The organism is Rhizobium sp. BK591 (genome assembly GCF_014195045.1).
Taxonomy (GTDB): domain Bacteria; phylum Pseudomonadota; class Alphaproteobacteria; order Rhizobiales; family Rhizobiaceae; genus Rhizobium; species Rhizobium anhuiense.
Window position 1 is genome coordinate 39,270 of sequence record NZ_JACIAZ010000004.1, and the last position, 24,292, is coordinate 63,561.

The following is a 24,292-nucleotide window of genomic DNA, read 5'->3' on the forward strand; positions in this document are numbered from 1 at the left end:
GGGAGAATAACCGGCGTGCATATGTTCCATGCCTTCGACTGTTCTGGCGATACGAGTTCGGAGCCGTTTGCTCCGAATTCGATCGTTGAAGATGGCGTGCCAGTGCTCAATGCGACAGCAGGATAGGCAAGCTGATATTGGTCAGCACGGCTTGAGTAGCGCCGCCGAGCACGAATTCGCGCAGACGCGAATGGCCGAACCCGCCCATGACGAGAAGGTCTGCCCGCAATTCGAAGGCTTTGGTCTGCAGCACCTCTCCGACTGGTTCGCCGCGCGCACGCACGCGCGTCGCCTCCGCGACGACACCGCTCTTCAGCAGATTCTCCACCAGATAATCGCCGGTCTCGAATTCCACCGGCTTCTCGTCGATGACGGAAAGCAGGCAGACCTTGGAAGCCCGTTCCAGGAAAAACGAGGCATCATGTGCCGCCCGTGCGGCAGCGCGGCTGCCATCCCAGGCGATGGCGACGTGATCCATCCGGCCGCCGAAAGGTGCGGACGGATATAGGATGAGCGGCCGACCTGACGCAAACAGCACCGCCTCGACGATCGGACGGGAGATCCCGGCCGATTCCAGAAGCACGAGATCGTAGGCGCGCGATGCTTCCGAAAGGACCTCGACGACGAAAGGCTCCGCAGTCTTGATCTCGCGCGTGCGCACATCCACGGAAGCGCCTTTTGCCGCATCGACCGCCATCCGGGTCAGCGCCGAGGCACGCTTGCGGCTGAGCGCCCCGGCATCCCGCGCCATCTTCGCCGCATCGATGATCAGCGACGACAGGGCATTGGACACGTCGGGAACGGTAATCTCCACCGCACAGACGGTCAGCGTCGCCTGCATGTGGTGCGCAAGTGCGACGGCGTTGGCGATCATGAATTCCGAGGTTGCATCCGGATAGGTGAGGAGCGGAAGAAAGAGGTGTTGCTTCATGCTGATCTCCAAACGGAAAGAGGCGAGAGCTGATATTCGCCACACTCTCGCACCGCCCTGGAATTATGAATTGACGTACGTCAAAGAGGGCGCCCTTCTGCGTGACGACGGTGTTGATCGATAGGCTTGCCGGCGCAAGCTATGGACCGATCAAGCTATGCTTGCCGGCTTGCTTTTGACATGCGCACTCTGCCGCCATGCAAGCAGATCGTCCGCGCCAATTCGGATGCGCCCATCCGGTTCGACGTCGCCGCAATCATATTTCGCGGAGGCAATCCGGCTGAACAAATCGATATTTTCCTGAAGCCGGCTTTCGTCGCAGCGTCGTGGTTCTGCGACCTCCTGAAGAGCTCCCCTGTCAATGACGACCATCTAATTTGCGCCGCCCGCATCCATCGCAAGCAACGCTTCCTCGCCGGACGACTTCATCATTCCACTGATCAGTTTTAATGGCATCACCCTATCTCCCGACCGATTGATCTCTTTGGAAAACCTGCCGCAGGAATGTTGTTGGACTGCCTGGGCAAGTTGCCGGACCTTATCCCTGCTCGAAAAGCATGCCTTGATACACATCAAAGGAGACGGCTTGCTGAACGAATGGCAAGGTCCTGCAGGGTGGGAGCTACGCGTGGGCGGCGGAACGCTTCCGGCAGGCCGCTTGCGCAGCCCGCCGGCGCCTCGCGCTCCTCACGCCTCAACGATCACAGCCGTCAGCCGCTTGACCACCGGCAGCACCAGTAGCAGGACAGGAAAGGCGATCGCCTAGGAGAGCAGCCATGCCGAGGGCCACATAGCAAGGGCAGGCGCGGTCAGGCCTTGGGCTCTCACGATACTGATCGCCGAGACGACTGACGTCATCAGCAGCGAGAGGATGAACGGCATGATGATCGTATTGTAACGTTTAGGGAGTTTGCCTTTGAGCATTTCGATCTCCGTAAGGTGCCGATCAGACAATTGCGCAGCGCCGAACGGCGGGTTGCGCGTTGATTGACGTAAACGCTTACGGAGCTTCGATCTGAAGCAACGCCGTCTCTATGGCCGAAAATGTCTTGCCGTTCAAGTCCGCCTCACCTCCTTCCGATCGTCTTTGCCAATTCCTCAACGAAAGGAATTATCCTTGTTGCCGCAATCAGCGATTCGGCTCCAGGACCTTCAGCCAATGACCAGAGCAAGACGCCGCCGCATCATCCGGACCAGACGAACCCTGACCGGGCTCGCCCTCGTCGGCTCGATTTCGTTTCTCGCCGGTATGACTGATGCAACCGGTCTTCTGCTCACCGGCGATTTCGTTTCCTTCATGACCGGCAATACGACGCGGGCCGCACTCGCCTTGAGTGAGGGCAATCTTTATCACGCGGCAGTCCTGGTCTCTGCCATCATCGTCTTCGTGCTCGGCAATGCGGCAGGCATCGTCATCTCTCATCTTTCGCAACGCCGCATCTTCGTGGTGCTTGGCTGCGTCGGCCTCGTCCTGGCGCTCGCCTCGATGATGACGGTGCAAAACATGCTCTTCGCCCGGTTCTACCTGATCGTTTTTTCCATGGGCATGGTGAACGCCGCCGTCGAGCACATCGAAGGCCTGCCGATCGGCCTGACCTATGTAACCGGTGCCCTGTCGCGCTTCGGCCGCGGGATCGGCCGCTGGATCATCGGTGATCGTCGTGTCGAATGGACGATCCAGATCGTACCCTGGGGCGGCATGGTGCTTGGTGCAATCGTCGGCGCCGTCCTGACGCGGCTGACCGGAGCGCATGCGCTGTGGCTGGTCTCCCTCTTTGCCATGGCGCTGGCGCTTGTCGCCATGCTCATCCCGCGGCCGCTCCAGCGCCGCTTCAATCAGAAGATCCCGCCGCACGGATCGGTCGTGCGGCGCGCGAAATAGACCGTCGCATTCCTGTTACCGTCGAATCGGATAGAAGGGACCGCCGCCAATCCTCAAGGAGTGGGTCTTGTTCCTGATTTCGAAGCTTGTCTGGATTTTTGCTCAGCCGCTGTCGCTGGCATTCTTCCTCGTCTTCTTGGCCCTCATTGCCGGCCTTCTGCGCTGGCGTATCTTAAGTATCCTCGGCGCAGCTGGTTCGGCCCTCATCCTTTTCGTTACGCTCTACACCACGGCTGGCAACCTCCTGATGCAGGGTCTCGAGCAGCGCTTCGCAAAGCCGACCGCCGATCCCGACAACCTGCAATGCATGATCGTGCTCGGCGGCGCCTTCGAAAACGAGGTGAACACGGCGCGCCACGGCATAGAATTCAATGGCGGAGCCGACCGCTTCGTCGAAGCTCTGCGGCTCGCGCAAAAATTTCCGCAGTCGCGCATTCTGGTATCGGGCGGCGACGGCTCGATCTCGGGCATCTACGAAGGCGATGCGGCGGCATCCGAGCGGTTCTTCCCGCTCTTCGGCGTCGGCAAGGATCGCCTGATCGAGGAGAGACAATCGCGCACGACCTTCGAGAACGCCGTCAACACCAAGGAATTCCTGGCAAGCCAGGGGCTTTCCCATTGCCTGCTGATCACCTCGGGTTTTCATATGCCGCGATCCGTCGGCATCTTCCGCAAGCTCGGCATCGATATCGTGCCCTGGCCGACCGATTATCGCACCGACGGCCAGGTGAGACTTGGATTGGATTTCACCCAGCCGAACCTCAATGCCCAGAACTTGGCAACCGCCATCCGCGAATGGTACGGCCTGGTCGGCTATTATCTCGCCGGCCGCACGTCGGAACTTTATCCGCAATAGAGCGCCGCGCGTCCAACAGGACGCGCCAAGGACGCTCGATCGCTTTGACTTTGCGCATGACCCGAATATCGATTCCGATTTCGGGTCATATGCTGAGCTATTTCTTCGAGATGGTGACGAATTTCGTGCCGCGGACGCGGGCCGTCACGATGCAGGGATCGCCCTCCGTGCGGTCGCAGAAACGCGGATGCATCTTCATCGCCAGCACCATGTTGCCGAAGCGCTGGACGAAGTCGTAACCATAGATCTGCGCCGTCGCGATCATGAAATAACCGCCTTCGGCAACCTGCAGGTAGAAATTATAGGTGCAGCCGTCGTCATTGCATTGCGGCCCCTTCTGCCCGTCGCAGGTCAGCTGACCCTCATTGACCACCGCGTCGATCAGACCGTCATTGTTGATGTCCTGCCGGGTGACGAAGCCGTCGGCAAATTCGGCCGTCTTGCACTGCTCCTGGAAATGTTTCTTCTCGTAGATCTCAGGATCGGAAATCAGCGATTGCTGGCCGAAGGCGACAGCCGGCATGACAAGCAGCAGGACGATATTCAGAACGGCGAGCACCAGCGTTTTCACGGCTTTCCTCTTTGGATAAAGGCTCTGTGGCCCAATGCATGTCGCCAAAACTGTGCAGCGGTTCTAGGACAACGACATGCATCACGTAAAGACTCTAGCTTTATGGCGCCCCCGCCTTGCGCCGCCCTTGCCGCCGTGGTTCTGTTCTCGAGAACAGAATGATTTTAGGCCTAATTGGCCTAAAATCTGAATCCTGTTGTCAATTCAAGAGTTAGAGCATGATGTCATGAGAAAACCGCTCACACTTTTCGGCATCATGCTCTGAACGTCTGCCGGTTCGGGGTTCGCATGTCCTTGCTCGTCTATCTCGATTATGCCGGCATTGCGCTGTTTGCCGCGACAGGCGCGCTCGCCGCGTCACGCAAGCAATTGGACCTCATCGGTTTTTTGTTTTTCGCCATGGTGACGGGAACGGGCGGGGGTACGGTACGTGATATCGTGCTCGGCCGCGTTCCGGTCTTCTGGGTGCTGAACCCAGGCTATATCCTCGTCTGCTGCATCATGGGCGTCATCGTCTTTTTCACCGCCCACCTGCTGGAATCGCGCTATCGTCTGCTGATCTGGCTGGATGCGATCGGCCTTGCCGCCTATTGCGTGATCGGCGCCGCCAAGGGCCTTGCCGCCACCGGCTCCCCGACCATCGCGATCGTCACCGGCACGCTGACGGCGACCTTCGGCGGCATCCTGCGTGATCTGATGGCAAACGAGCCTTCGGTGCTGTTGAGGCCGGAAATCTACGTGACCGCGGCCCTCATCGGCGCCGGTGTGTTCACGGCGGCCAATGCGCTCGGAATGCAGCTCTATCTGGCGTCTGCCTGCGGCGTCGTGGCGGCCTTTGCGGTGCGCGGCGGAGCCCTGTGGTTCGGCTGGACCTTCCCGACCTACAAGCACAAGCCCGGCCGGCATCCCGACGATGTCATGTGAAGCGGCGGTGTCGTCAGCCCTGCTTTGCCCGCAGCCGGATCACCACGTCGACATGAGCGATCTCCATGCCCTCTGGCGGTTCCGGCAGATTGCCGATCGTCAGGTTGCTGACGGGAATGTCGAGCACCTCGTTCTCGCCTTCGATGAAGAAATGGTGATGGTCGGACACATTGGTGTCGAAATAGGTCTTGGCGCTTTCGACGGCGAGGACGCGGATCAGACCGGCTTCCGTGAACTGGTGCAGCGTGTTGTAGACGGTTGCCAGCGAAACCGGCACACCGGCGGCAACCGCCTCCTCATGCAGTTCCTCGACGGTCAAATGCCGGTCGCCCTTGGCAAACAGGAGGTCGCCGAGCGCCACACGCTGGCGGGTAGGGCGCAGTCCTGCACCGCGCAGCCTTACCTCTATTGCGATCGGGAGCGTACCCGTCATCAAGACCAACTCCGGTTATTCTGGCATAAAGCAATCATGTTTCTTCAAGCGGTATAACTTTTGCACCGGAGCCTTTCAATAGTTCAATGAGGGCAAGAGCCTGATAAACGCGGCAAAAACCGGCTTTTGACGCAAATAGGTCTGGTCGCGGCCCTGGCCTTCCTGTATGCGACCACCAAATAATGGCGCAAGCCTGGTCCGGGGCGATGAATGAAGCTGCCTTGCTCGTGCTTCATTTTCTGAAGAACTTGGACTACACGTTCACATCCATCGGCTTCACGCGGGGGGAAAAAGAAACTTTATGACGACCAGACAGTCCAGCTTCTCGTACGACGAACTCATCGCTTGCGCACATGGCGAGCTGTTCGGCCCCGGCAATGCGCAGCTGCCCCTGCCGCCCATGCTGATGGTTCATCGTATCACCGACATTTCCGAAACCGGCGGAGCCTTCGACAAGGGCTACCTCAGGGCCGAATATGACGTGCGCCCCGACGACTGGTATTTTCCCTGCCATTTCGAAGGCAATCCGATCATGCCGGGCTGCCTTGGTCTCGACGGCATGTGGCAGCTGACCGGTTTCTTCCTGGGCTGGCTCGGCGAGGAAGGCCGCGGCATGGCGCTTTCGACAGGTGAAGTGAAATTCAAGGGCATGGTCCGGCCGCATACGAAGCTGATCGAATATGGCATCGACTTCAAGCGCGTCATGCGCGGCCGTCTGGTCCTCGGCACGGCCGACGGCTGGCTGAAGGCGGACGGCGAAACCATTTATCAGGCGGCCGACCTTCGCGTCGGTCTATCGAAAGACAAGACGGCCTGAAACCGCATTTCGAGCGACGGACGAAAACAACAAAGGTTTGATCAGATGAGACGGGTAGTTGTCACGGGTCTGGGTGTCGTGTCCTCGATCGGAAACGACGCGGCCGAAGTCACCGAATCCTTGCGGCAGGCAAAGTCGGGTATCTCCTTTTCGAGCGATTTCGCCGAACATGGGTTCAAATGCCAGGTATGGGGCAGTCCAAAGCTCGGTTCGGCGGAACTTGCCGAACTGGTCGACCGCCGCGCCATGCGTTTCCTGTCGCAGGGCGGCGCCTGGAACCATGTCGCCATGAAGCAGGCGATCGCCGATTCCGGTCTCGAGGACAAGGACATCGGCAACAACGAGCGCACCGGCATCATCATGGGTTCCGGCGGTCCGTCTACCCGCACCCTGATCGAGGCTGCCGAGATCACCGTGAAGAACAACAGCCCGAAGCGCATCGGCCCCTTCGCCGTGCCGAAGGCGATGTCCTCGACCGCATCGGCGACGCTTGCCACCTGGTTCAAGATCCACGGCGTCAATTATTCGATCTCGTCGGCCTGCTCGACCTCGGCGCATTGCATCGGCAATGCCGCCGAAATGATCCAGTGGGGCAAGCAGGACGTGATGTTTGCCGGCGGCCACGAAGATCTCGACTGGACGATGTCCAACCTCTTCGACGCCATGGGCGCCATGTCCTCCAAATATAACGACACGCCGGACAGCGCCTCGCGCGCCTATGACGTCAACCGCGACGGTTTCGTCATCGCTGGCGGCGCCGGTGTGCTGGTGCTCGAGGAACTGGAGCGCGCCAAGGCCCGCGGTGCAAAGATCTATGCCGAAATCGTCGGTTACGGAGCAACTTCGGACGGCTACGACATGGTTGCCCCCTCGGGCGAGGGGGCTATCCGCTGCATGCGCCAGGCGCTCGCCACCGTCAAAGGCGACGTCGACTACATCAATACCCACGGCACCTCGACGCCGGTCGGCGACAGCAAGGAAATTGGCGCCATCCGCGAGGTATTCGGCTCCAGGATTCCGCATATTCAGTCGACCAAGTCATTGACCGGCCATTCGCTGGGTGCTGCCGGCGTGCAGGAATCGATCTATTCCCTGCTGATGATGCAGCAAGGCTTCATCGGCGAAAGCGCCCATATCGCCGAGCTCGATCCGGAATTCGAAGGCGTGCCGATCGTGCGCAAACGGATCGACGACGCGAAGATCGACATTGCCCTCTCCAACTCCTTCGGCTTCGGCGGCACCAACGCCACGCTGGTCTTCCAGCGTTATAACGGATAACAACATGTCGGGAATCATGCAGGGTAAGCGCGGGCTTATCATGGGCGTCGCAAACAACCACTCGATCGCCTGGGGGATTTCGAAAGCTCTCGCCGCACAGGGTGCGGAACTCGCCTTCACCTATCAGGGCGATGCGCTCGGCAAGCGCGTCAAGCCGCTGGCTGCCGAGGTCAATTCGGATTTCGTGCTGCCCTGCGACGTCGAGGACATCGCCTCGGTCGATGCCGTGGTCGACGCGCTCGGTGAGCGCTGGGGCAAGCTCGATTTCATCGTCCACGCCATCGGTTTCTCCGACAAGAACGAGCTGAAGGGTCTCTACGCCGATACGACGCGGGAGAATTTCAGCCGCACCATGGTCATTTCCTGTTTCTCGTTCACCGAGATCGCCAAGCGCTGCGCTCCGTTGATGGAAGATGGCGGTGCGATGCTGACGCTGACCTATAATGGTTCGACGCGCGTCATCCCGAACTACAACGTCATGGGTGTTGCCAAGGCCGCGCTCGAGGCCTCGGTGCGTTATCTCGCCGCCGATTACGGTCCGCGCGGCATCCGCGTCAACGCCATTTCCGCCGGCCCGATCCGCACGCTTGCCGGCGCCGGCATCTCTGATGCGCGCGCGATCCTCTCCTGGAACCAGCGCAATGCGCCGCTGCGCAAGACCGTGACCATCGATCAGGTCGGTAATTCGGCGCTCTACCTGCTCTCCGACCTGTCCGCCGGCGTCACCGGCGAGATCCACTTTGTCGACGCAGGGTTTAACGTCACCTCCATGCCGACGCTGGAAACGCTGCGCAAGGCGGATGTCGAATAAACAACGACCCGATTGAAACTCAAAGGCCGTGCGCAGATGATGCGCACGGCCTTTTTGTTGTATCGGTTGGGATGATCGGTATCGAAGCCGCTTGAGCCCTATTTCTTCGCCCACAGCACCTTGAAGCGGGCGTTGCGGCAGGTTTCACCGCTTTCCCTGAAATTCGCTGCCAGAACCGGCTCGTAAGGCAGGCCGCGATTGGCGACGAGCATCAGGCGGCCGCCGCCGCGCAGGGCGGATGCGGCGGTCTTGATCATGGCCTGGCCGAGCGAAGGTTCGGCGGCGTGACCTTCGTGGAAGGGCGGGTTCATGATGACGAGATCGTATTTGTCCTTGACCGGTTCGCCCGCCAGATCGTGCCAGAAGAAGCGCGCAGGCGCGTTCGGGCAGTTCTCCGCCAGATTGTCCCTGGCCGCCTCCAGAGCCGCGTGATCGGCCTCGTAGAGGTCGAGGCGGGTCAGTCCACGCGATCTCCGCGCCAGTTCCACGGAGAGATAGCCCCATCCGGCGCCGAAATCCGCAACGTCGCCGGTGAAATCCTCAGGCAGGCGCGAAGCGAGCAGTTCCGATCCGGCATCGATCCGGTCATGCGAGAACATGCCGGCGGTCGCATGGAAACGGCCGTCGACGCGCACCGGCGCCTTTGCCAGCTTCGAGATGATCTCGCCGGCATCGGCAGGGCGGCCGAACCAGAAGGCGACACCGTGATATTTCGGCATATGGTCGACGGCGAGATTGAAACCTTCCAACCGCTTGCGCAGCGGCTGGATGCCGTCTTCCTTCGCACCGGCGACGACGATCAGGGCGCCGACCCTTGTGCGCGCGATCGCCGCGGCGAGGTTGGCTTCGTTCTCGCCCTTGTGCTTCGTGCAGAGCACCAGAGCCGCATCGTAGTCGTCGCCGTCGATCTCCGGCTTCGCTTCGATCCGCTGCGCCAGCAGCTGCCGATAGAGCGGCCGGAAGCCCTGGACGGCGCTGAGCGAGGCGGCAAAGCCGTCCGGCAGCGCAAAGCCTGCCTCGGCGCCGAGGAAGAGCACGCGCTCGCCCTCGCCGGGCGCCTCGACAGTGCCGCTGGCAAAGGGATGGAACAGGGTCTTCAGCGTCTCGCGGCTCATGGATCTCGTCTCGACTTCGGATACAAAAAGGGCGCGGAAGATTCCCGCGCCCGGAATCAAATCTGGGAGATGCGGCTTATTCGGCCGCTTCTTCCTTCTTCTTGTCGTTCGCAATTTCCTGGCCGGTGGCCTGGTCGACGACCTTCATCGACAGGCGAACCTTGCCGCGTTCGTCGAAACCGAGCAGCTTGACCCAGACCTTATCGCCTTCCTTGACAACGTCCTGCGTCTTGGCGACGCGTTCGGAAGCAAGCTGCGAGATGTGGACGAGGCCGTCACGGGCACCGAAGAAGTTGACGAAGGCGCCGAAGTCGGCGGTCTTGACAACAGTGCCTTCGTAGATCTGGCCGATCTCAGGTTCGGCAACGATCGAGTGGATCCACTTGCGGGCCGCTTCGATTTCCTTGCCGGAGGAGGAGGCGATCTTGACGGTGCCGTCGTCCTCGATGTTGATCTTCGCACCGGTCTTTTCGACGATTTCGCGAATGACCTTGCCGCCGGAGCCGATGACTTCACGGATCTTGTCGACCGGGATGTTCATGACTTCGATGCGCGGAGCGAATTCGCCGAGCTGGCCGCGGCTTTCGGTGATGGCCTTGGCCATTTCGCCGAGAATGTGGGCGCGACCGCCCTGGGCCTGGCCGAGGGCAACCTTCATGATCTCTTCGGTGATGCCGGCGATCTTGATGTCCATCTGCAGCGAGGTGATGCCGTCGGCGGTACCGGCGACCTTGAAGTCCATGTCGCCGAGGTGGTCTTCGTCACCGAGAATGTCGGAGAGAACCGCGAAGCGATCGCCTTCCAGGATCAGACCCATGGCGATACCGGCAACCGGCTTGGCCAGCGGAACGCCTGCGTCCATCAGAGCCAGCGAGGTGCCGCAGACGGTCGCCATCGAGGACGAGCCATTCGACTCGGTGATCTCGGAGACGACGCGCAGCGTGTAGGGGAACTGCTCAGCCGTCGGCAGCATCGGACGGATCGCGCGCCATGCGAGCTTGCCGTGGCCGATTTCGCGGCGACCCGGGGAGCCCATGCGGCCGGTCTCGCCAACAGAGTAGGGAGGGAAGTTGTAATGGAGCAGGAAGCGCTCCTTGTACATGCCCGTCAGGCTGTCGACATACTGCTCGTCTTCGCCGGTGCCGAGGGTGGCAACCACGATCGCCTGCGTTTCACCACGGGTAAACAGCGCCGAACCATGCGTACGCGGCAGAAGGCCGACTTCCGAAACGATCGGACGCACGGTTTCGAGGTCGCGGCCGTCGATGCGGCTCTTGGTGTCGAGGATGTTCCAGCGGACGATTTTCGCCTGCAGATGCTTGAAGATTGCGCCGACTTCCTCGGCCGTGTACCTGGCTTCGCCTTCCTCGGGGAGGAAGTGTGCCTTCACCTTCGCCTTGACGGCATCGACGGCGGCGTAGCGGTCGGCCTTCTGGGTGATCTTGTACGCTTCGCGAAGTTCACCTTCGGCAAGGCCGAGCATTTCGGTTTCGAGAGCGGAGTAATCTTCCGGCTGGAAGTCGCGCGGCTCCTTGGCAGCAACTTCGGCGAGCTTGATGATCGCGTCGAGAACCGGCTGGAAGCCCCTGTGGCCGAACATGACGGCGCCGAGCATGACGTCTTCGTTGAGTTCCTTGGCTTCGGATTCCACCATCAGCACGGCGTCATAGGTGCCGGCGACGACGAGATCGAGGCTCGATTCGTCCATCTCGTCGAGATGCGGGTTGAGAACGTATTCGCCGTTGATGTAGCCGACGCGTGCACCACCGACCGGGCCCATGAAGGGAACGCCGGACAGCGTCAGCGCGGCCGAAGTGGCGACCATCGACAGGATGTCCGGATTGTTTTCAAGGTCGTGCTGGATGACGGTGACGACGACCTGCGTGTCGTTCTTGTAGCCTTCCGGGAAGAGCGGGCGGATCGGGCGGTCGATCAGGCGGGAAACGAGGGTCTCGTTCTCGCCCGGACGGCCTTCGCGCTTGAAATAGCCGCCGGGGATCTTGCCGGCCGCATAGGTCTTTTCCTGGTAGTTGACGGTGAGCGGAAAGAAGTCCTGGCCGGGCTTCGGCGCCTTGGCCGAGACGACGGTGGCAAGAACGACGGTTTCGCCGTAGGTGGCGAGAACCGCGCCGTCGGCCTGACGGGCAATCTTGCCGGTTTCAAGCTTCAGCGGGCGGCCGGCCCACTCGATTTCCACGGTGTGTGTATCAAACATGTCTTGTCCTTCAATGCGGGAGCACGCGCCATCGCCGATATCAAGGCGCAGCGCACAGTCGACCGCAATCAATGTGACGTATCACGGGCAAGACAACGGGAGGCTTTTCATTCCTCGGGCTCTCGGGAAATCCGAGGATTTCCAGCAACCCGAAGGTTCCCTGGGGAACCGGGCCAGCACTCACTGATGAGCCTTGGCCGAAAGCATCCGGCAATCCTGCCCCATGACAGGTCAACGGTTGGTTTGGCAGATCCGGCCCATCCGGGTCTGCCGGTCGTTCCACCGCTTAGATAGGGCGCGGCTGGAACATTTCATCGGGAGCCTTGTCCCGAAACAGATCCGGCGGACGCTCGGAAGCGCCCGCCGGACAATCTTAGCGGCGGATACCCAGGCTGGCGATCAGCTTGGAATAGCGGCCTTCATCCTTCTTCTTGAGATAATCAAGAAGCGAGCGGCGGCTCGAAACCATCGTCAACAGGCCACGGCGGGAATGGTTATCCTTCTTGTGGTCCTTGAAGTGTTCGGTCAGGTTGTTGATGCGTTCGGTCAGGATCGCAACCTGGACTTCCGGAGAACCGGTATCGCCTTCAACGGTCGCATATTCCTTGATCAGCGCAGCCTTGCGCTCAGCAGTGATCGACATCGGGTGATCCTTTCTAAGAGAGGAGATAAAGGTCGCCAAAAGCCGGGATGTCGTCCAGCTTTGGCCGCGAATGCAATCGGGCGTACCCGATGCTGGCGCTGCCTATAAACCATTCAGGCAGCAAAGGGAAGAGGCGTAAAACTGTGCCTCTCTAAAGCGCGTCGCGTCAATCCGGATTCATGCGACGCGCTTTAGGCCTTTGATTTATGCATGTCGTTATCCCCAAAACCGCTGCGCACTTTTGGGCGACATGCATTGGGATAGCCGATCAGCCGAAGACGCGCTTCGGGCGAAACTCGCCCTGGCCGATTTCGCCGATTGCGATCAGCTTGCCGCGGGCCGTCGCATAAGCTTCGCTTTCGGCAACCGGCGCATCGCGGCCACGCACCAGGATCGGGTTACCCATCTTCAGCCGGTGTGCCTGGTCGTCATTGATGACGAGATGGGGCAGGGCCGAGAGCGCTTCGCAGGTGTCGATCAGCAGTGCGTCGAGGGCCGCAAGCCGCTCGTCCATATCCTCGATCGCCTCCAGTGCCACGAGATCGGCAAGCGGCACCATGGCCTCTTCCGCAAAGGGCGCGACGAAGGTGCGCCGCAGCCCCGACACATGGCCGAAGCAGCCGAGCTCGCGGCCGAAATCGCGCGCGAGCGCTCTGACATAGGTGCCCTTGCCGCATTCCACTTCGAAATGCGCGTGATCGGCATCCGGGCAGGCGAGCAATGTCAGTCGGAAGATATCGACCTCGCGCGACGGGATTTCGACGGCTTCGCCTTCGCGCGCCAGATCATAGGCGCGTTCGCCCGCTATCTTGATAGCGGAAAACTGCGGCGGCACCTGATTGATGGTGCCGATATATCCAGGCAGGATATCGCGGATCTGCTGTTCGGTCGGGCGCTTGTCCGAGCTTTCGGTCACCTCGCCCTCGAGATCGTCCGTCGCGCGCTCTTCGCCCCAGCTCACTGTGAATTCGTAGATCTTGCGGCCGTCCATCACATAGGGAACGGTCTTCGTCGCATCGCCGAGCGCGATCGGCAGCATGCCGGAGGCGAGCGGATCGAGCGTTCCGGCATGGCCGGCCTTCTGTGCCTTGTAGAGCCACTTGATCTTGGAAACGGCTTCCGTCGAGCCGAAATCCACCGGCTTGTCGAGGATCAGCCAGCCGGAAATCGGCCGGCCCTTGGGTTTGCGTGGTTTGGACATGCGTCTCTTCTGTTTATTGTTCGTCATTATCGCCGTCGAGGTCGCGTTGGACCTCGGGCGAACGCAGCAGCTCGTCGATCTTCTTGTAATTGTCGAAGCTGGTATCGTCGCGGAAGCGCACCTCCGGCATGTATTTCATCTGCCGAAGCTGCGGCCCGAGCCGGCCGCGGATGAACTTCGCATGACGGTTCAACGCCTCGATGACCACGCTATGATCGGAAACGCCGAGCGGCGTCACATAGGCGGTGGCGATCTTGAGATCCGGCGACATGCGCACTTCCGAGATCGAGATCACGGTCGCCTCGATGACGTCGTCGCGCACTTCGCCGCGTTGAAGCACCTGGGTGATAGCGGCGCGAACCTGTTCGCCAACGCGCAGCATGCGCTGCGAAGGCGCGGAGGAAGTTGGTCTGGTCATTGTTATCTCTATTTGCCGATGCGGCTGGGAATCGAACCCGTCAAAGGAGAGCGTCCATGACTCTTTTGTTCCAAAAGGTCAAGTCGGCAGATGCCCGAACGCCATCCGCCGGCTGGCGAATGGCGTTCGGGCTGATATATCGTGCGCAGCGGTTTAGAGCGTGCGCGTGATGTGTTCCACGCGGAAGCACTCGATGACGTCGCCGGCGCGCATGTCTTCGTAATTTTCGAAGGCCATGCCGCATTCCTGACCCATCGGCACTTCGGAGACTTCGTCCTTGAAGCGCTTGAGGGTCTTGAGCTTGCCTTCGTGAACGACGACGTCGTTGCGGATGAGGCGGACGCCCGCACCGCGTTCGACCTTGCCTTCGACGACACGGCAGCCTGCGACCTTGCCGACCTTGGTGATGTTGAACACCTCGAGGATCTCGGCGTTGCCGATGAAGGTTTCGCGGCGTTCCGGAGACAGCAGGCCCGACATCGCTGCCTTCACGTCATCCACGAGGTCGTAGATGATGTTGTAGTAGCGGATTTCGATGCCTTCGCGTTCGGCGAACTGGCGTGCCTGCGTATTTGCACGAACGTTGAAGCCGATGATGGCCGCGTTCGAGGCTTCGGCGAGCGAGATGTCCGACTCGGTGATGCCGCCGGCGCCAGAATGGACGATGCGGGCGCGGACCTCGTCGGTGCCGAGCTTCTCCAGCGCGCCGGCAATCGCTTCGATCGAGCCCTGCACGTCACCCTTGATGACAAGCGGGAACTCCTTGATGCCGGCGCTCTGGCGCTGCATCATCATCTGTTCCAGCGAACCGCGCTGTCCCGACTGGCGGGCAGCCGCCTTGTCGCGGGCCAGACGCTGACGGTATTCCGAGATCTCGCGGGCGCGGCTTTCGCTTTCGACGACGGCGAACTTGTCGCCCGCCTGCGGCGTGCCGGACAGGCCGAGCACTTCGACCGGCATTGCCGGACCGGCTTCCTTCACATGGTCGCCCTTGTCGGTGACGAGCGCGCGCACGCGGCCCCAGACGTCGCCGGCGACGATGATCTGGCCGGGACGCAGCGTACCCTTCTGGACGAGCACGGTCGCGACCGCACCGCGGCCGCGGTCGAGCTGGGCTTCGATGACAGTGCCTTCCGCCGTCCGGTTCGGATTGGCCTTGAGGTCGAGAATTTCCGCCTGCAGCAGGATCGCCTCGAGCAGCTTGTCGAGGTTCTTGCCGGTCTTGGCCGAAACTTCGACGTCGAGCACTTCACCGCCCATGGATTCCACGAAGACTTCGTGCTGCAGCAGCTGGTTGCGGACCTTCTGCGGATCCGCTTCGTGCTTGTCGACCTTGTTGATCGCAACGATGATCGGAACACCGGCCGCCTTGGCGTGGTTGATCGATTCGATCGTCTGCGGCATTACGCTGTCGTCGGCTGCGACGACCAGGATCGCGATGTCGGTCGCCTGGGCGCCGCGGGCACGCATAGCCGTGAAGGCGGCGTGGCCGGGGGTGTCGATGAAGGTGATCTTCTGGCCGTTCTGCTCCACCTGATAGGCGCCGATATGCTGCGTGATGCCACCGGCTTCACCAGCAACCACGTTGGCATGGCGGATGGCGTCGAGCAGCGAGGTCTTGCCGTGGTCGACGTGACCCATGATGGTAACGACGGGTGGGCGCGAAACCAGTTCGCCATCTTCGTCGGACACGTTGAAGATGCCGAGTTCGACGTCGGATTCCGATACGCGCCTGACCGTATGGCCGAATTCGCCGGCGATGAGTTCGGCAAGATCGGCGTCGATGACGTCGCCCGGCTTCATCATCTGGCCTTCCTTCATCAGGTACTTGATGACGTCGACGGCGCGTTCGGACATGCGCTGCGACAGCTCCTGAATGGTGATGGTCTCAGGCAGAACGACTTCGCGGGAGATCTTCTCGCGGGTTTCCTGCATCTGGCTGCGGCGGAACTTCTCCTGCCGGCGGCGCATCGCCGAAAGCGAACGGCCACGAGCATTGTCGTCGCCATCTGCATCAGCGGTGGTGATCGTCAGCTTGCCGCGGCGGCGCTCTTCTTCCGTCTTCGGACGCGTCGTGACCGGCTTTGCCGGTTCCGGGCGAACGACACGGCCACGGGCCGGACCGCCGCGCGCAGCGCCGCGATCGTCATCCTCGGTGTCGTTGCGACGGCCACGGACACCGGCCGGTGCGGCGGCGCCCGGCGCCGGACGGGCGTCAGCGGGTGTTGCGGCATCGGGCCGGCGCGCAGCAGGCGCCGATGATGCCGGCCGCGGAGCGTTGGAGCGAGCTTCGGCCACAGCAGGAGCCGGTGCGGCCGCGGCGGCTGCCGGTTCGGCAGCAGCGGGCGCTTCCGCCTGTCGGACAGCCTCTTCGGCGGCCCTGCGGGCTGCTTCTTCCGCTTCGGCCGCCTTGCGGACAACCTCTTCGGCCGCACGGCGCTTTTCTTCCTCGGCGCGGCGAATGGCGTCCTGGGCGTCGCGCGCCTGGGATTCGGCCAATGCGCGGCGGCGGGCGTCCATCTCTTCCGGAGACAGATGGTTCAGCACCACCGGACGCGGACGATCGTTCGAGCGCGGCTGCTGATAGGGCTGCTGCGGACGCTGATTGGTCTGGCTGTTGTTGCCCTGCTGAACCCGCGGTGCCGGCGTCGGCTGCTGCGGGCGTGCCTGCACGGGTGCAGGCGCCGGTTCGGCTGCGCGGACGGGCGCGGGAGCGACAGGTGTGATCGGCTTTTCGTCTTCCGGGCGCATCGGGCGCCGCTTACGGGTCTCGACGACGACCGCTTTGGTGCGACCTCGACCCATATCCTGGCGAACGGTGCCCTGGCTCATCCCCGATGGTTTCAGGGTAAGCGTCTTTTTGCCCGTCACGCTGATTGTCTTGTCGTCGTTACTATCGGTCATTCGTTCCCGTTCCTTCGGACAGGGAGCGATGACTAGATCAGACCCTGTCGTTCAATACTGTCGATCAATGAGAATGGGACCGGCCGATGCCGGTGACCACGTCATTGTTTTTGCCGGCCAGCGCCGCCCGCTGCCCGGGACTGACCGCCAATACGGTACTGTTCGAGCATCTTTGCGCGCTTCACTACACCCTCACCCGCCTGCCCTGCAAGCACTGCGGCATGGATAAAAGCATTCTGGCCCATCAGGCCTTCCATTTCGCTCTCCGAGAAGAGACGGAAGGAAGGTATCTCCTCCTCGGTCTCCATTCCGAGGTGCCAGGCCTTGCGGGCCTGGTCGATTTTCCGGACGCCGTCGTCCGCTGCTTCAGTCGAGTGGAACACCGCAAGCGCTGCTCCGCTTCTGACCGCGGCATCCACTTTCGCGGACCCGCTGACGAACTGGCCGGCTTTCCGCGCCATGTTCATCATCTGCATCAATTGCGCCGCAAGCAGCCGATCGACGCTCGCGCCGAGATCGTCCGCCGCCTTCACATCCATTTTCAGTGCGCGGGCGAAGAGCTTCTTCGCCACCGCCCGGTCGACCAGCGACCGGTCGATTTTCACCCAGCATCCGCGTCCCGGAAGCTCGCGCTTCAGGTCGGCGACAATAGTTCCATCGGGAGCGGCAACGAAGCGGATCAACTCTTCCGGCGATCCGCTTTCGCGCGTCACGATGCACATGCGTCCGTTCACGTCATAACCTGCAAGATCGTCGTCCTCATCAGGGAGAGCGTCCGGCTCATGCACGGTCATCATGCTTCTTGTTCGGCTTCGGTGACCTCTTCTTCGGTCCCCTTCGCCAGGTCCTCTTCGGTAATCCAGCCGGCCGAGAGGCGGGCCTGGACGATCATCTGTTCCGCCTCGACGCGCGAGACGTCGAATTTCGAGAACAGACCCTCGAACTTCTTCGTTTCGCCGTTCTTGCGCTCCGTCCAGCCGACGAGATCGTCGGCCGCACAACCGGCAAAGTCCTCGATCGTCTTGATGCCGTCTTCGCCGAGCGCCACCATCATCTGGGCGGTCATGCCGTCGATTTCACGCAGTTCGTCCTGGACGCCGAGCGCCTTGCGCTTCTCGTCCATCTCGGCTTCGAGACGCTCGAGGAATTCGCGGGCGCGCTGCTGGATTTCCTGCGCCGTCTCCTCGTCGAAACCGTCGATCGAGGAGATTTCGTCGAGATCGACATAGGCCAGTTCTTCAACCGCGGCAAAACCTTCGGAGGCCAGAACCTGGCCGACCATCTCGTCGACGTCGAGCGAATCCATGAACAGGTTGGTGCGCTCGTTGAATTCCTTCTGGCGGCGTTCCGATTCCTCGGCCTCCGTCATGATGTCGATGTCCCAGCCGGTCAGCTGCGAGGCCAGCCGGACGTTCTGGCCGCGGCGGCCGATCGCAAGCGACAGCTGCTCGTCGGGAACGACGACTTCGATGCGCTCGGCATCCTCGTCGAGAACGACCTTGGCGACTTCGGCCGGCTGCAGGGCGTTGACGACGAAGGTCGCCGGGTCCTGGCTCCACGGAATGATATCGATCTTCTCGCCCTGGAGCTCGCCGACGACGGCCTGGACGCGCGAACCGCGCATACCGACGCAGGCGCCGACCGGATCGATCGAGCTGTCGTTCGAGATCACCGCGATCTTGGCGCGCGAACCCGGATCGCGGGCGACCGACTTCACCTGGATGATACCGTCGTAGATTTCTGGCACTTCCATGGTGAACAGCTTCACCATGAACTGCGGATGCGTGCGCGACAGGAAGATCTGCGGGCCGCGCTGCTCGCGACGGACATCATAGACATAGGCACGGACGCGATCGCCATAGCGCACGTTTTCGCGCGGGATCATTTCGTCGCGGCGGATGATACCTTCGCCGCGGCCGAGATCGACGATGACGTTGCCATATTCGACGCGCTTGACGGTACCGTTTACGATTTCGCCGACGCGATCCTTGAATTCGTCGAACTGGCGGTCGCGCTCGGCTTCACGCACCTTCTGCACGATCACCTGCTTGGCGGACTGGGCGGCAATGCGGCCGAAATCCATCGGCGGCAGCGGGTCGGCGATGAAGTCGCCGAGTGCGGCGTCCGGATTGCGGTCGCGGGCCAGCTCCAGCGGGATCTGCGTCGAATAATCCTCGGCCTTGTCGACGACTTCGAGCAGGCGCTGCAGGCGGATTTCGCCGGTCTTCGGATTGATGTCGGCCCGGATGTTGGACTCGGTGCCGTAACGGGAGCGTGCCGCCTTCTGGATAGCGTCGGCCATTGCGGCCAGCACGATCTCGCGGTCGATGACCTTTTCGCGCGCCACTGCATCTGCGATCTGCAGAAGTTCGAGCCGGTTCGCACTGACTGCCATTGTCTTGTTTCTCCGTCTTTACTCCAGGGTTCCCGTCCCTGGAGCGGTCTGTTGATCGGTTATTCTTGGTCGTCCGCTTCGTTCTGGTTGGCGGCCTGTGCTTTTGCCAGCTTGTCGGCGCGCAACGCATCGCGGATCAGGTCGTCGGTCAGAATGAGCTTCGCATCGCTGAGCGCCGTAAAGGGAATGGTGACCTTCTGCTCTTCCCCATAGGCGACCTGGTCACGCTCGAGCGTGAAACCATCTGCGCCTGCTTCGACGATCTTGCCGCGGAAGCGCTTGCGATTGTCGATCAAGATCGACGTCTCGCATTTCACAAGGTGGCCCTGCCAGCGGACGAAGTCGGATTTCCGCACCATCGGACGATCGATGCCGGGCGAAGACACCTCGAGATGATACTCTTTATCGATCGGATCTTCCACATCGAGGACGGGAGAAATCGCCATCGAGATTTCTTCGCAGTCCTGAACCGTCATCGTGCCGTCGTTGCGTTCGGCCATGACCTGCATCGTCGCGCCGTTCTGGTTCAGCATGCGGACGCGGATAAGCCGGAAGCCCAGGCCGACGAGGACGGGTTCGATGATATCGGCAAGACGCTGGTCGAGCCCGGTTTCGGTAATCAGCCGCGGCTCAAGTTCGTTGTCTGCGTTTGTCATGTCCGACAAGCGGTGCGCTCCTCGCAATTTCAAGCTGTTCGGGCGATCGCGCTAATAAAAAAGAGCGGGTCCTTGCGGCCCACTCTTCATCAAGCGATCAAGAATTTGAGAGGCATATAGTCGGGTTTTTCCGAAATTGCAAGGTCCGCGACCGATTCCGCCAATTCGCTTGCCGCGCGTGAACAGGCCTATGGCCAGCGCCGGTCTTGCGCATATATTGCCGCTGGGGCGCAATAACAAAAGCGGGAGAAATCGTGGCCTACACTTCCTCGACATTGGCGCCTTTGCGGCACGATACCTACCGCACCATCTGGTTCGCGAGCCTTTCCTCGAATTTCGGCGGCCTGATCCAGGCGGTGGGCGCTGCCTGGATGATGACGACCATTACCGCCTCGGAGGACATGGTCGCGCTGGTGCAGACCTCGACGGCGCTGCCGATCATGCTGTTTTCGCTGATATCGGGCGCGCTGGCCGATAATTATGACCGTCGCCGGGTCATGCTGACGGCGCAATGCATGATGCTCACGGTTTCGGCGCTGCTGACGGCCTCGGCCCTTCTCGGCTGGATCACACCCTGGTTGCTGCTCTTCTTCACCTTCCTGATCGGCTGCGGCACGGCGCTCAACAATCCCTCCTGGCAGGCCTCGGTCGGCGACATGGTGCCGCGCGCCGATCTGCCGGGCGCCGTCACCCTGAACAGCATGGGCTTCAACATCACCCGCAGCGTCGGCCCGGCGATCGGCGGCGTCATCGTCGCCGCTGCCGGCGCGGCCGCGGCCTTTGCGGTGAACACGGTGAGTTACTTCGCCTTGATCTATGCCCTGCTGCGCTGGCGGCCGGCCACGCCGGTCTCGACCCTGCCGCGGGAGGCGCTCGGCAGCGCCATCTTTTCCGGCCTGCGCTATATCTCGATGTCGCCCAATCTCGAAAAGGTCCTCGTCAGGGGCCTGCTCTTCGGCATCGGCGCCAGCTCGATCCTGGCGCTGCTGCCGGTCGTTGCCCTCGATCTCGTTGCCGGCGGGCCGCTGACCTATGGTTTCATGCTCGGCGCCTTCGGCATCGGCGCGATCGGCGGCGCGGTGATGAATGCGAGGCTTCGCCAGGTGCTTTCCAGCGAGACGATCATCCGCATGGCCTTTGCCGGCTTCGCGCTGAGCGCCGTCATCGCCGCCGTGAGCCCGAGTGCCGTCCTCACCTCCGCCGGGCTGCTCGTCTCCGGCGCCTGCTGGGTCTCCGCACTTTCGCTGTTCAACACCATCGTCCAGCTTTCGACGCCGCGCTGGGTGGTCGGCCGGGCGCTGTCGCTCTACCAGACCGTCACCTTTGGCGGCATTGCCGGCGGCAGCTGGCTGTGGGGCGTTGCCGCCGATCGTTATGGCGTTGCCGATGCGCTGCTGATGTCATCGGTCGTCATGCTGCTCGGCATCGCGATCGGCCTGCGTTTTTCCATGCCGGCCTTCGCTTCGCTCAACCTCGATCCGCTGAACCGCTTCATCGAGCCGGCCCTGAGCCTCGACATCACGCCGCGCAGTGGCCCGATCGTCATCCTTGTCGACTACGAGATCGCCGATACCGACCTTGCCGAATTCATGACGCTGATGGGTGAGCGCCGCCGCATCCGCATCCGCGACGGCGCCCGCAATTGGGCGCTGATGCGCGATCTCGAAAATCCCGGGCTCTGGACGGAGACCTACCATACGTCGACCTGGGTCGAATATATAAGACACAACCAGCGGCGCACGCAGGCCGATGCCGAAAACATCGACAGGCTTCGCGCGCTTCACCGCGGCGAAGGTTTGCCGCATGTTCACCGCATGATCGAACGCCAGGCTATTCCGCCTGATAACGACGTCTTCCACAAGGCGCCGATCGATCTGCATCATTGAGAACGGCCATGTACAGGTTCAGGCTCGCCCGCCAATCCGATCTTGCCGCCATCGTCCGGCTTCTGGCCGATGACGATCTCGGCGGCGCCAGGGAGATCGTTACCGATCCCGTCGACGCACGGTATCTCTCGGCCTTCGCGGCGATCGAGGCGGACGCCAATCAGCTGCTGGCCGTCGCAACCGACGCGGCCGATCGTGTCGTCGGCTGCCTGCAGCTGAGCTTTCTTCCCGGCCTTTCGAGAACAGGCATGTGGCGCGGTCAGATCGAAAGCGTGCGTGTTGCCAGCGACCTTCGCGGCTCGGGCCTCGGCTCTGAATTCATCGCATGGGCGATCGCCCAATGCGTCGAGCGTGGCTGCGGCCTCGTGCAGCTGACATCGGACAAGACGCGGGCGGATTCAATCCGCTTCTACGAGAAGCTCGGTTTTCTGGCCAGCCATGAAGGGCTGAAGCGCAGTCTCTGAAGCCGGTTACTTCAGCTTGCCCTTCATCGTCGCTTCGGGAAAACATGTCGGCTTCATGCCGTTCTTGGCCTGCCACTGGCCGATCGAACGCCGCGTCTTGTAGCCTGGCAGACCATCGGAACCGCCGACATCATAGCCCTGCCGTTCCAGCGCCTTCTGCATGGCGGCGACATCCGAGCGCAACATCTTGCCGACATCGCCCCATCTGCCCTCAAAGGCGCCGCCATTATAGGCGATCCGATCGGCGAGATTGCCGATATAGAGCGCGTAGAGATCGGAATTATTATATTCCTTGATGATGTAGAAATTCGGCGTGACGATGAATTCCGGCCCGTCGCGGCCGGCCGGCACCAGCATCATGCCTTCAGCCTTCATCTCGCTGGAGGGAAACCCCTTGCCGGAGATGCGGTCGATGCCGAGCGAGGCCCAGTGCGACAGCGGCTTTGCCAGATCGGGCCCCTCCTGCGCGCAGGAAACCGCCTCCGGGATCGACACCTCGAAGCCCCAGTCGCGGTCGCGCTGCCAGCCCTTCTTGACCAGGAAATTGGCGATCGAGGCGAGCGTATCGGGCACCGAGGTCCAGATGTTGCGATGGCCGTCGCCATCGAAATCCACGGCATATTTCAGATAGCTGGTCGGCATGAATTGCGGCTGGCCGAGTGCGCCCGCCCACGACCCCTTGAAATCGGCCGGTGCGACATCACCGCCATCGAGAATATGGAGTGCGGCCACCAGCTCGGTACGGAACATCTCCTTGCGCGTCGACATGAAGGCCTTGGTCGCCAACACCTCGATTGCCGAGTTCGGGATCTTCGCCGCACCGAAGCCTGTCTCCCGGCCCCAGATGGCCAGCACGATCGAGCCGGGCACGCCATAGGTCTTCTCGATGCGTTTCAGCGTTGAACCGTATTGCGCCGCAAAGCCGCGCCCCGTTGCGGCAAGCTTCTTCAGCCGGTCCTCGTTGAAATAGGGACCGGGCGAGGAAAATTCGGCCTGCGTCTGCTTCTGCTCCTTCGGCGGCGGGAAGCCGGGCGGGGCAAGATCGGGCAGGTTCCAGTTCAGCGTGATGCCGGAAAAGGCAGCCTGGAAGGTCTTCTCGGAAATCCCGCCCGCCTTCGCTTCCGGCCAGAGGTCTTTCCGTACCCATGTCTCGAACTGCGCTTCGACATCGGCTTTCGAAGGGGCTGCGAGGGCGGAGAGGGGGAGGAGGGCGGTCGCTAGGGCGAGTGCGAATAGCCGCCGTGGAACATCTTTCGGCATAGGCAAACCCCTCATATCACTGTCCGCGCCCGAAGGGCCGCCGCGAGCGTTCCCTCGTCGAGGTAGTCGAGCTCGCCGCCAACAGGCACACCATGCGCCAGCCGGGTGATCTTCACGTCCAGCCCCTGCAACTGGTCGGTGATATAATGCGCCGTCGTCTGCCCCTCGACGGTGGCGTTGACGGCGATGATCAGCTCGCGGATACCGCCTTCGCCGACCCGGTCGATCAGCCCGCGAATGTTGAGATCGTCGGGCCCGACCCCGTCGAGCGGTGACAGCGTGCCGCCGAGGACGTGATAGGCGGCGTTCATCGCGCCCGCGCGCTCCAGTGCCCAGAGATCCGATACGTCCTCGACGACGATGATGACGGATTGATCGCGCTGCGTGTCGGTGCAGACGGTGCAGGGATCGACCGTATCGACGTTGCCGCAGCGCGAGCAAATCTTCACCTTGTCATAGGCCTCGCCCATCGCATTCGACAGCGGGCCGAGCAACTGGTCCTTCTTCTTGATCAGATGCAGTGCCGCCCGGCGCGCCGAGCGCGGCCCGAGGCCCGGCACCTTCGCCAGAAGCTGGATGAGTTTTTCGATTTCGGGGCCGGTGACTCGTTTTGCCATGCGCCGTTCTTAACT

The 24,292-nt window shown here is 61.8% G+C and carries 22 protein-coding genes and 1 pseudogene; 8 read left to right on the top strand and 15 right to left on the bottom strand.

What is annotated here, in order from left to right; translation table 11 throughout:
- Positions 1-106: 106 nt before the first annotated feature.
- Positions 107-931 (bottom strand): universal stress protein, encoded by an 825-nt coding sequence (locus FHX10_RS18295; protein ID WP_029868358.1) that lies wholly within the window; start codon positions 929-931, stop codon positions 107-109.
- A gap of 687 nt (positions 932-1,618) precedes the next feature.
- Positions 1,619-1,855 (bottom strand): annotated as a pseudogene (locus FHX10_RS18300) (DUF2798 domain-containing protein).
- A 235-nt stretch (positions 1,856-2,090) separates the two neighbouring features.
- Between FHX10_RS18300 and FHX10_RS18305 the strand changes: the two are divergent.
- Positions 2,091-2,813 carry a YoaK family protein gene (locus FHX10_RS18305; protein ID WP_029868356.1) on the top strand — a complete coding sequence of 241 codons (723 nt, stop codon included), beginning with the start codon at positions 2,091-2,093 and terminating at the stop codon, positions 2,811-2,813.
- 67 nt (positions 2,814-2,880) lie between these two features.
- A complete protein-coding gene (locus FHX10_RS18310; protein ID WP_029868355.1) occupies positions 2,881-3,669 on the top strand; it encodes a YdcF family protein in 789 nt (262 codons plus the stop codon).
- Positions 3,670-3,766: 97 nt separating this feature from the next.
- Here the strand turns inward: FHX10_RS18310 and FHX10_RS18315 are convergent, their stop codons facing one another.
- The gene (locus tag FHX10_RS18315) at positions 3,767-4,240 is read right to left on the bottom strand and encodes a hypothetical protein (protein ID WP_029868354.1); all 474 of its coding nucleotides are present in this window, start codon (positions 4,238-4,240) and stop codon (positions 3,767-3,769) included.
- Between the two features lie 288 nt (positions 4,241-4,528).
- Here FHX10_RS18315 and FHX10_RS18320 point away from each other — a divergent pair, with 288 nt between their 5' ends.
- Positions 4,529-5,164 (top strand): trimeric intracellular cation channel family protein, encoded by a 636-nt coding sequence (locus FHX10_RS18320; protein WP_063473397.1) that lies wholly within the window; start codon positions 4,529-4,531, stop codon positions 5,162-5,164.
- Between the two features lie 13 nt (positions 5,165-5,177).
- Here the strand turns inward: FHX10_RS18320 and irrA are convergent, their stop codons facing one another.
- On the bottom strand, positions 5,178-5,597 hold the full coding sequence (irrA, locus tag FHX10_RS18325; RefSeq protein ID WP_047617346.1) for an iron response transcriptional regulator IrrA: 420 nt from the start codon (positions 5,595-5,597) through the stop codon (positions 5,178-5,180).
- A 301-nt stretch (positions 5,598-5,898) separates the two neighbouring features.
- On the opposite strand from irrA, the gene fabA reads away from it, so the two are divergent.
- Genes fabA through fabI form a run of 3 tightly spaced genes read left to right on the top strand, consistent with a single transcriptional unit; the run spans position 5,899 to position 8,503 of the window.
- Positions 5,899-6,414, top strand: coding sequence for a 3-hydroxyacyl-[acyl-carrier-protein] dehydratase FabA (gene fabA, locus FHX10_RS18330; protein WP_047617348.1), 516 nt, complete (start codon positions 5,899-5,901; stop codon positions 6,412-6,414).
- A 45-nt stretch (positions 6,415-6,459) separates the two neighbouring features.
- Positions 6,460-7,692 (top strand): beta-ketoacyl-ACP synthase I, encoded by a 1,233-nt coding sequence (fabB, locus tag FHX10_RS18335; protein ID WP_047617350.1) that lies wholly within the window; start codon positions 6,460-6,462, stop codon positions 7,690-7,692.
- Positions 7,693-7,696: 4 nt separating this feature from the next.
- Positions 7,697-8,503: an enoyl-ACP reductase FabI gene (gene fabI, locus FHX10_RS18340; protein ID WP_063473396.1), complete on the top strand. Its 807-nt coding sequence runs from the start codon at positions 7,697-7,699 to the stop codon at positions 8,501-8,503.
- Positions 8,504-8,601: 98 nt separating this feature from the next.
- Here fabI and FHX10_RS18345 read toward each other — a convergent pair whose 3' ends face one another.
- The 9 genes from FHX10_RS18345 to rimP all read right to left on the bottom strand — a co-directional run bounded on the left by FHX10_RS18345 (position 8,602) and on the right by rimP (position 20,059).
- Entirely contained in the window at positions 8,602-9,618 is a 1,017-nt protein-coding gene (locus FHX10_RS18345; RefSeq protein WP_063473414.1) for a class I SAM-dependent methyltransferase, read from the bottom strand.
- Between the two features lie 76 nt (positions 9,619-9,694).
- Positions 9,695-11,833, bottom strand: coding sequence for a polyribonucleotide nucleotidyltransferase (gene pnp, locus FHX10_RS18350; RefSeq protein WP_184390038.1), 2,139 nt, complete (start codon positions 11,831-11,833; stop codon positions 9,695-9,697).
- 373 nt (positions 11,834-12,206) lie between these two features.
- On the bottom strand, positions 12,207-12,476 hold the full coding sequence (rpsO, locus tag FHX10_RS18355; RefSeq protein ID WP_047617353.1) for a 30S ribosomal protein S15: 270 nt from the start codon (positions 12,474-12,476) through the stop codon (positions 12,207-12,209).
- 268 nt (positions 12,477-12,744) lie between these two features.
- On the bottom strand, positions 12,745-13,677 hold the full coding sequence (gene truB / locus FHX10_RS18360; protein ID WP_168333931.1) for a tRNA pseudouridine(55) synthase TruB: 933 nt from the start codon (positions 13,675-13,677) through the stop codon (positions 12,745-12,747).
- A gap of 13 nt (positions 13,678-13,690) precedes the next feature.
- Positions 13,691-14,095: a 30S ribosome-binding factor RbfA gene (gene rbfA / locus FHX10_RS18365; RefSeq protein WP_047617355.1), complete on the bottom strand. Its 405-nt coding sequence runs from the start codon at positions 14,093-14,095 to the stop codon at positions 13,691-13,693.
- Between the two features lie 153 nt (positions 14,096-14,248).
- Positions 14,249-16,999 carry a translation initiation factor IF-2 gene (infB, locus tag FHX10_RS18370; protein WP_097544483.1) on the bottom strand — a complete coding sequence of 917 codons (2,751 nt, stop codon included), beginning with the start codon at positions 16,997-16,999 and terminating at the stop codon, positions 14,249-14,251.
- A 101-nt stretch (positions 17,000-17,100) separates the two neighbouring features.
- On the bottom strand, positions 17,101-17,796 hold the full coding sequence (locus FHX10_RS18375; RefSeq protein ID WP_088930316.1) for an RNA-binding protein: 696 nt from the start codon (positions 17,794-17,796) through the stop codon (positions 17,101-17,103).
- Positions 17,793-19,394 carry a transcription termination factor NusA gene (gene nusA, locus FHX10_RS18380; protein WP_047617359.1) on the bottom strand — a complete coding sequence of 534 codons (1,602 nt, stop codon included), beginning with the start codon at positions 19,392-19,394 and terminating at the stop codon, positions 17,793-17,795. The genes FHX10_RS18375 and nusA overlap by 4 nt, the downstream gene beginning before the upstream one ends.
- A gap of 59 nt (positions 19,395-19,453) precedes the next feature.
- Positions 19,454-20,059: a ribosome maturation factor RimP gene (gene rimP, locus FHX10_RS18385; protein ID WP_047617361.1), complete on the bottom strand. Its 606-nt coding sequence runs from the start codon at positions 20,057-20,059 to the stop codon at positions 19,454-19,456.
- 197 nt (positions 20,060-20,256) lie between these two features.
- Between rimP and FHX10_RS18390 the strand changes: the two genes are divergently transcribed.
- Positions 20,257-21,936 (top strand): MFS transporter, encoded by a 1,680-nt coding sequence (locus FHX10_RS18390; RefSeq protein WP_176707318.1) that lies wholly within the window; start codon positions 20,257-20,259, stop codon positions 21,934-21,936.
- Between the two features lie 8 nt (positions 21,937-21,944).
- A complete protein-coding gene (locus tag FHX10_RS18395; RefSeq protein ID WP_063473530.1) occupies positions 21,945-22,400 on the top strand; it encodes a GNAT family N-acetyltransferase in 456 nt (151 codons plus the stop codon).
- Between the two features lie 6 nt (positions 22,401-22,406).
- Here FHX10_RS18395 and FHX10_RS18400 read toward each other — a convergent pair whose 3' ends face one another.
- Both FHX10_RS18400 and recR read right to left on the bottom strand, forming a co-directional pair.
- Positions 22,407-23,660: a lytic murein transglycosylase gene (locus FHX10_RS18400; RefSeq protein ID WP_088930315.1), complete on the bottom strand. Its 1,254-nt coding sequence runs from the start codon at positions 23,658-23,660 to the stop codon at positions 22,407-22,409.
- A gap of 11 nt (positions 23,661-23,671) precedes the next feature.
- A complete protein-coding gene (gene recR / locus FHX10_RS18405; protein WP_047617368.1) occupies positions 23,672-24,277 on the bottom strand; it encodes a recombination mediator RecR in 606 nt (201 codons plus the stop codon).
- Between the last annotated feature and the right edge of the window lie 15 nt (positions 24,278-24,292).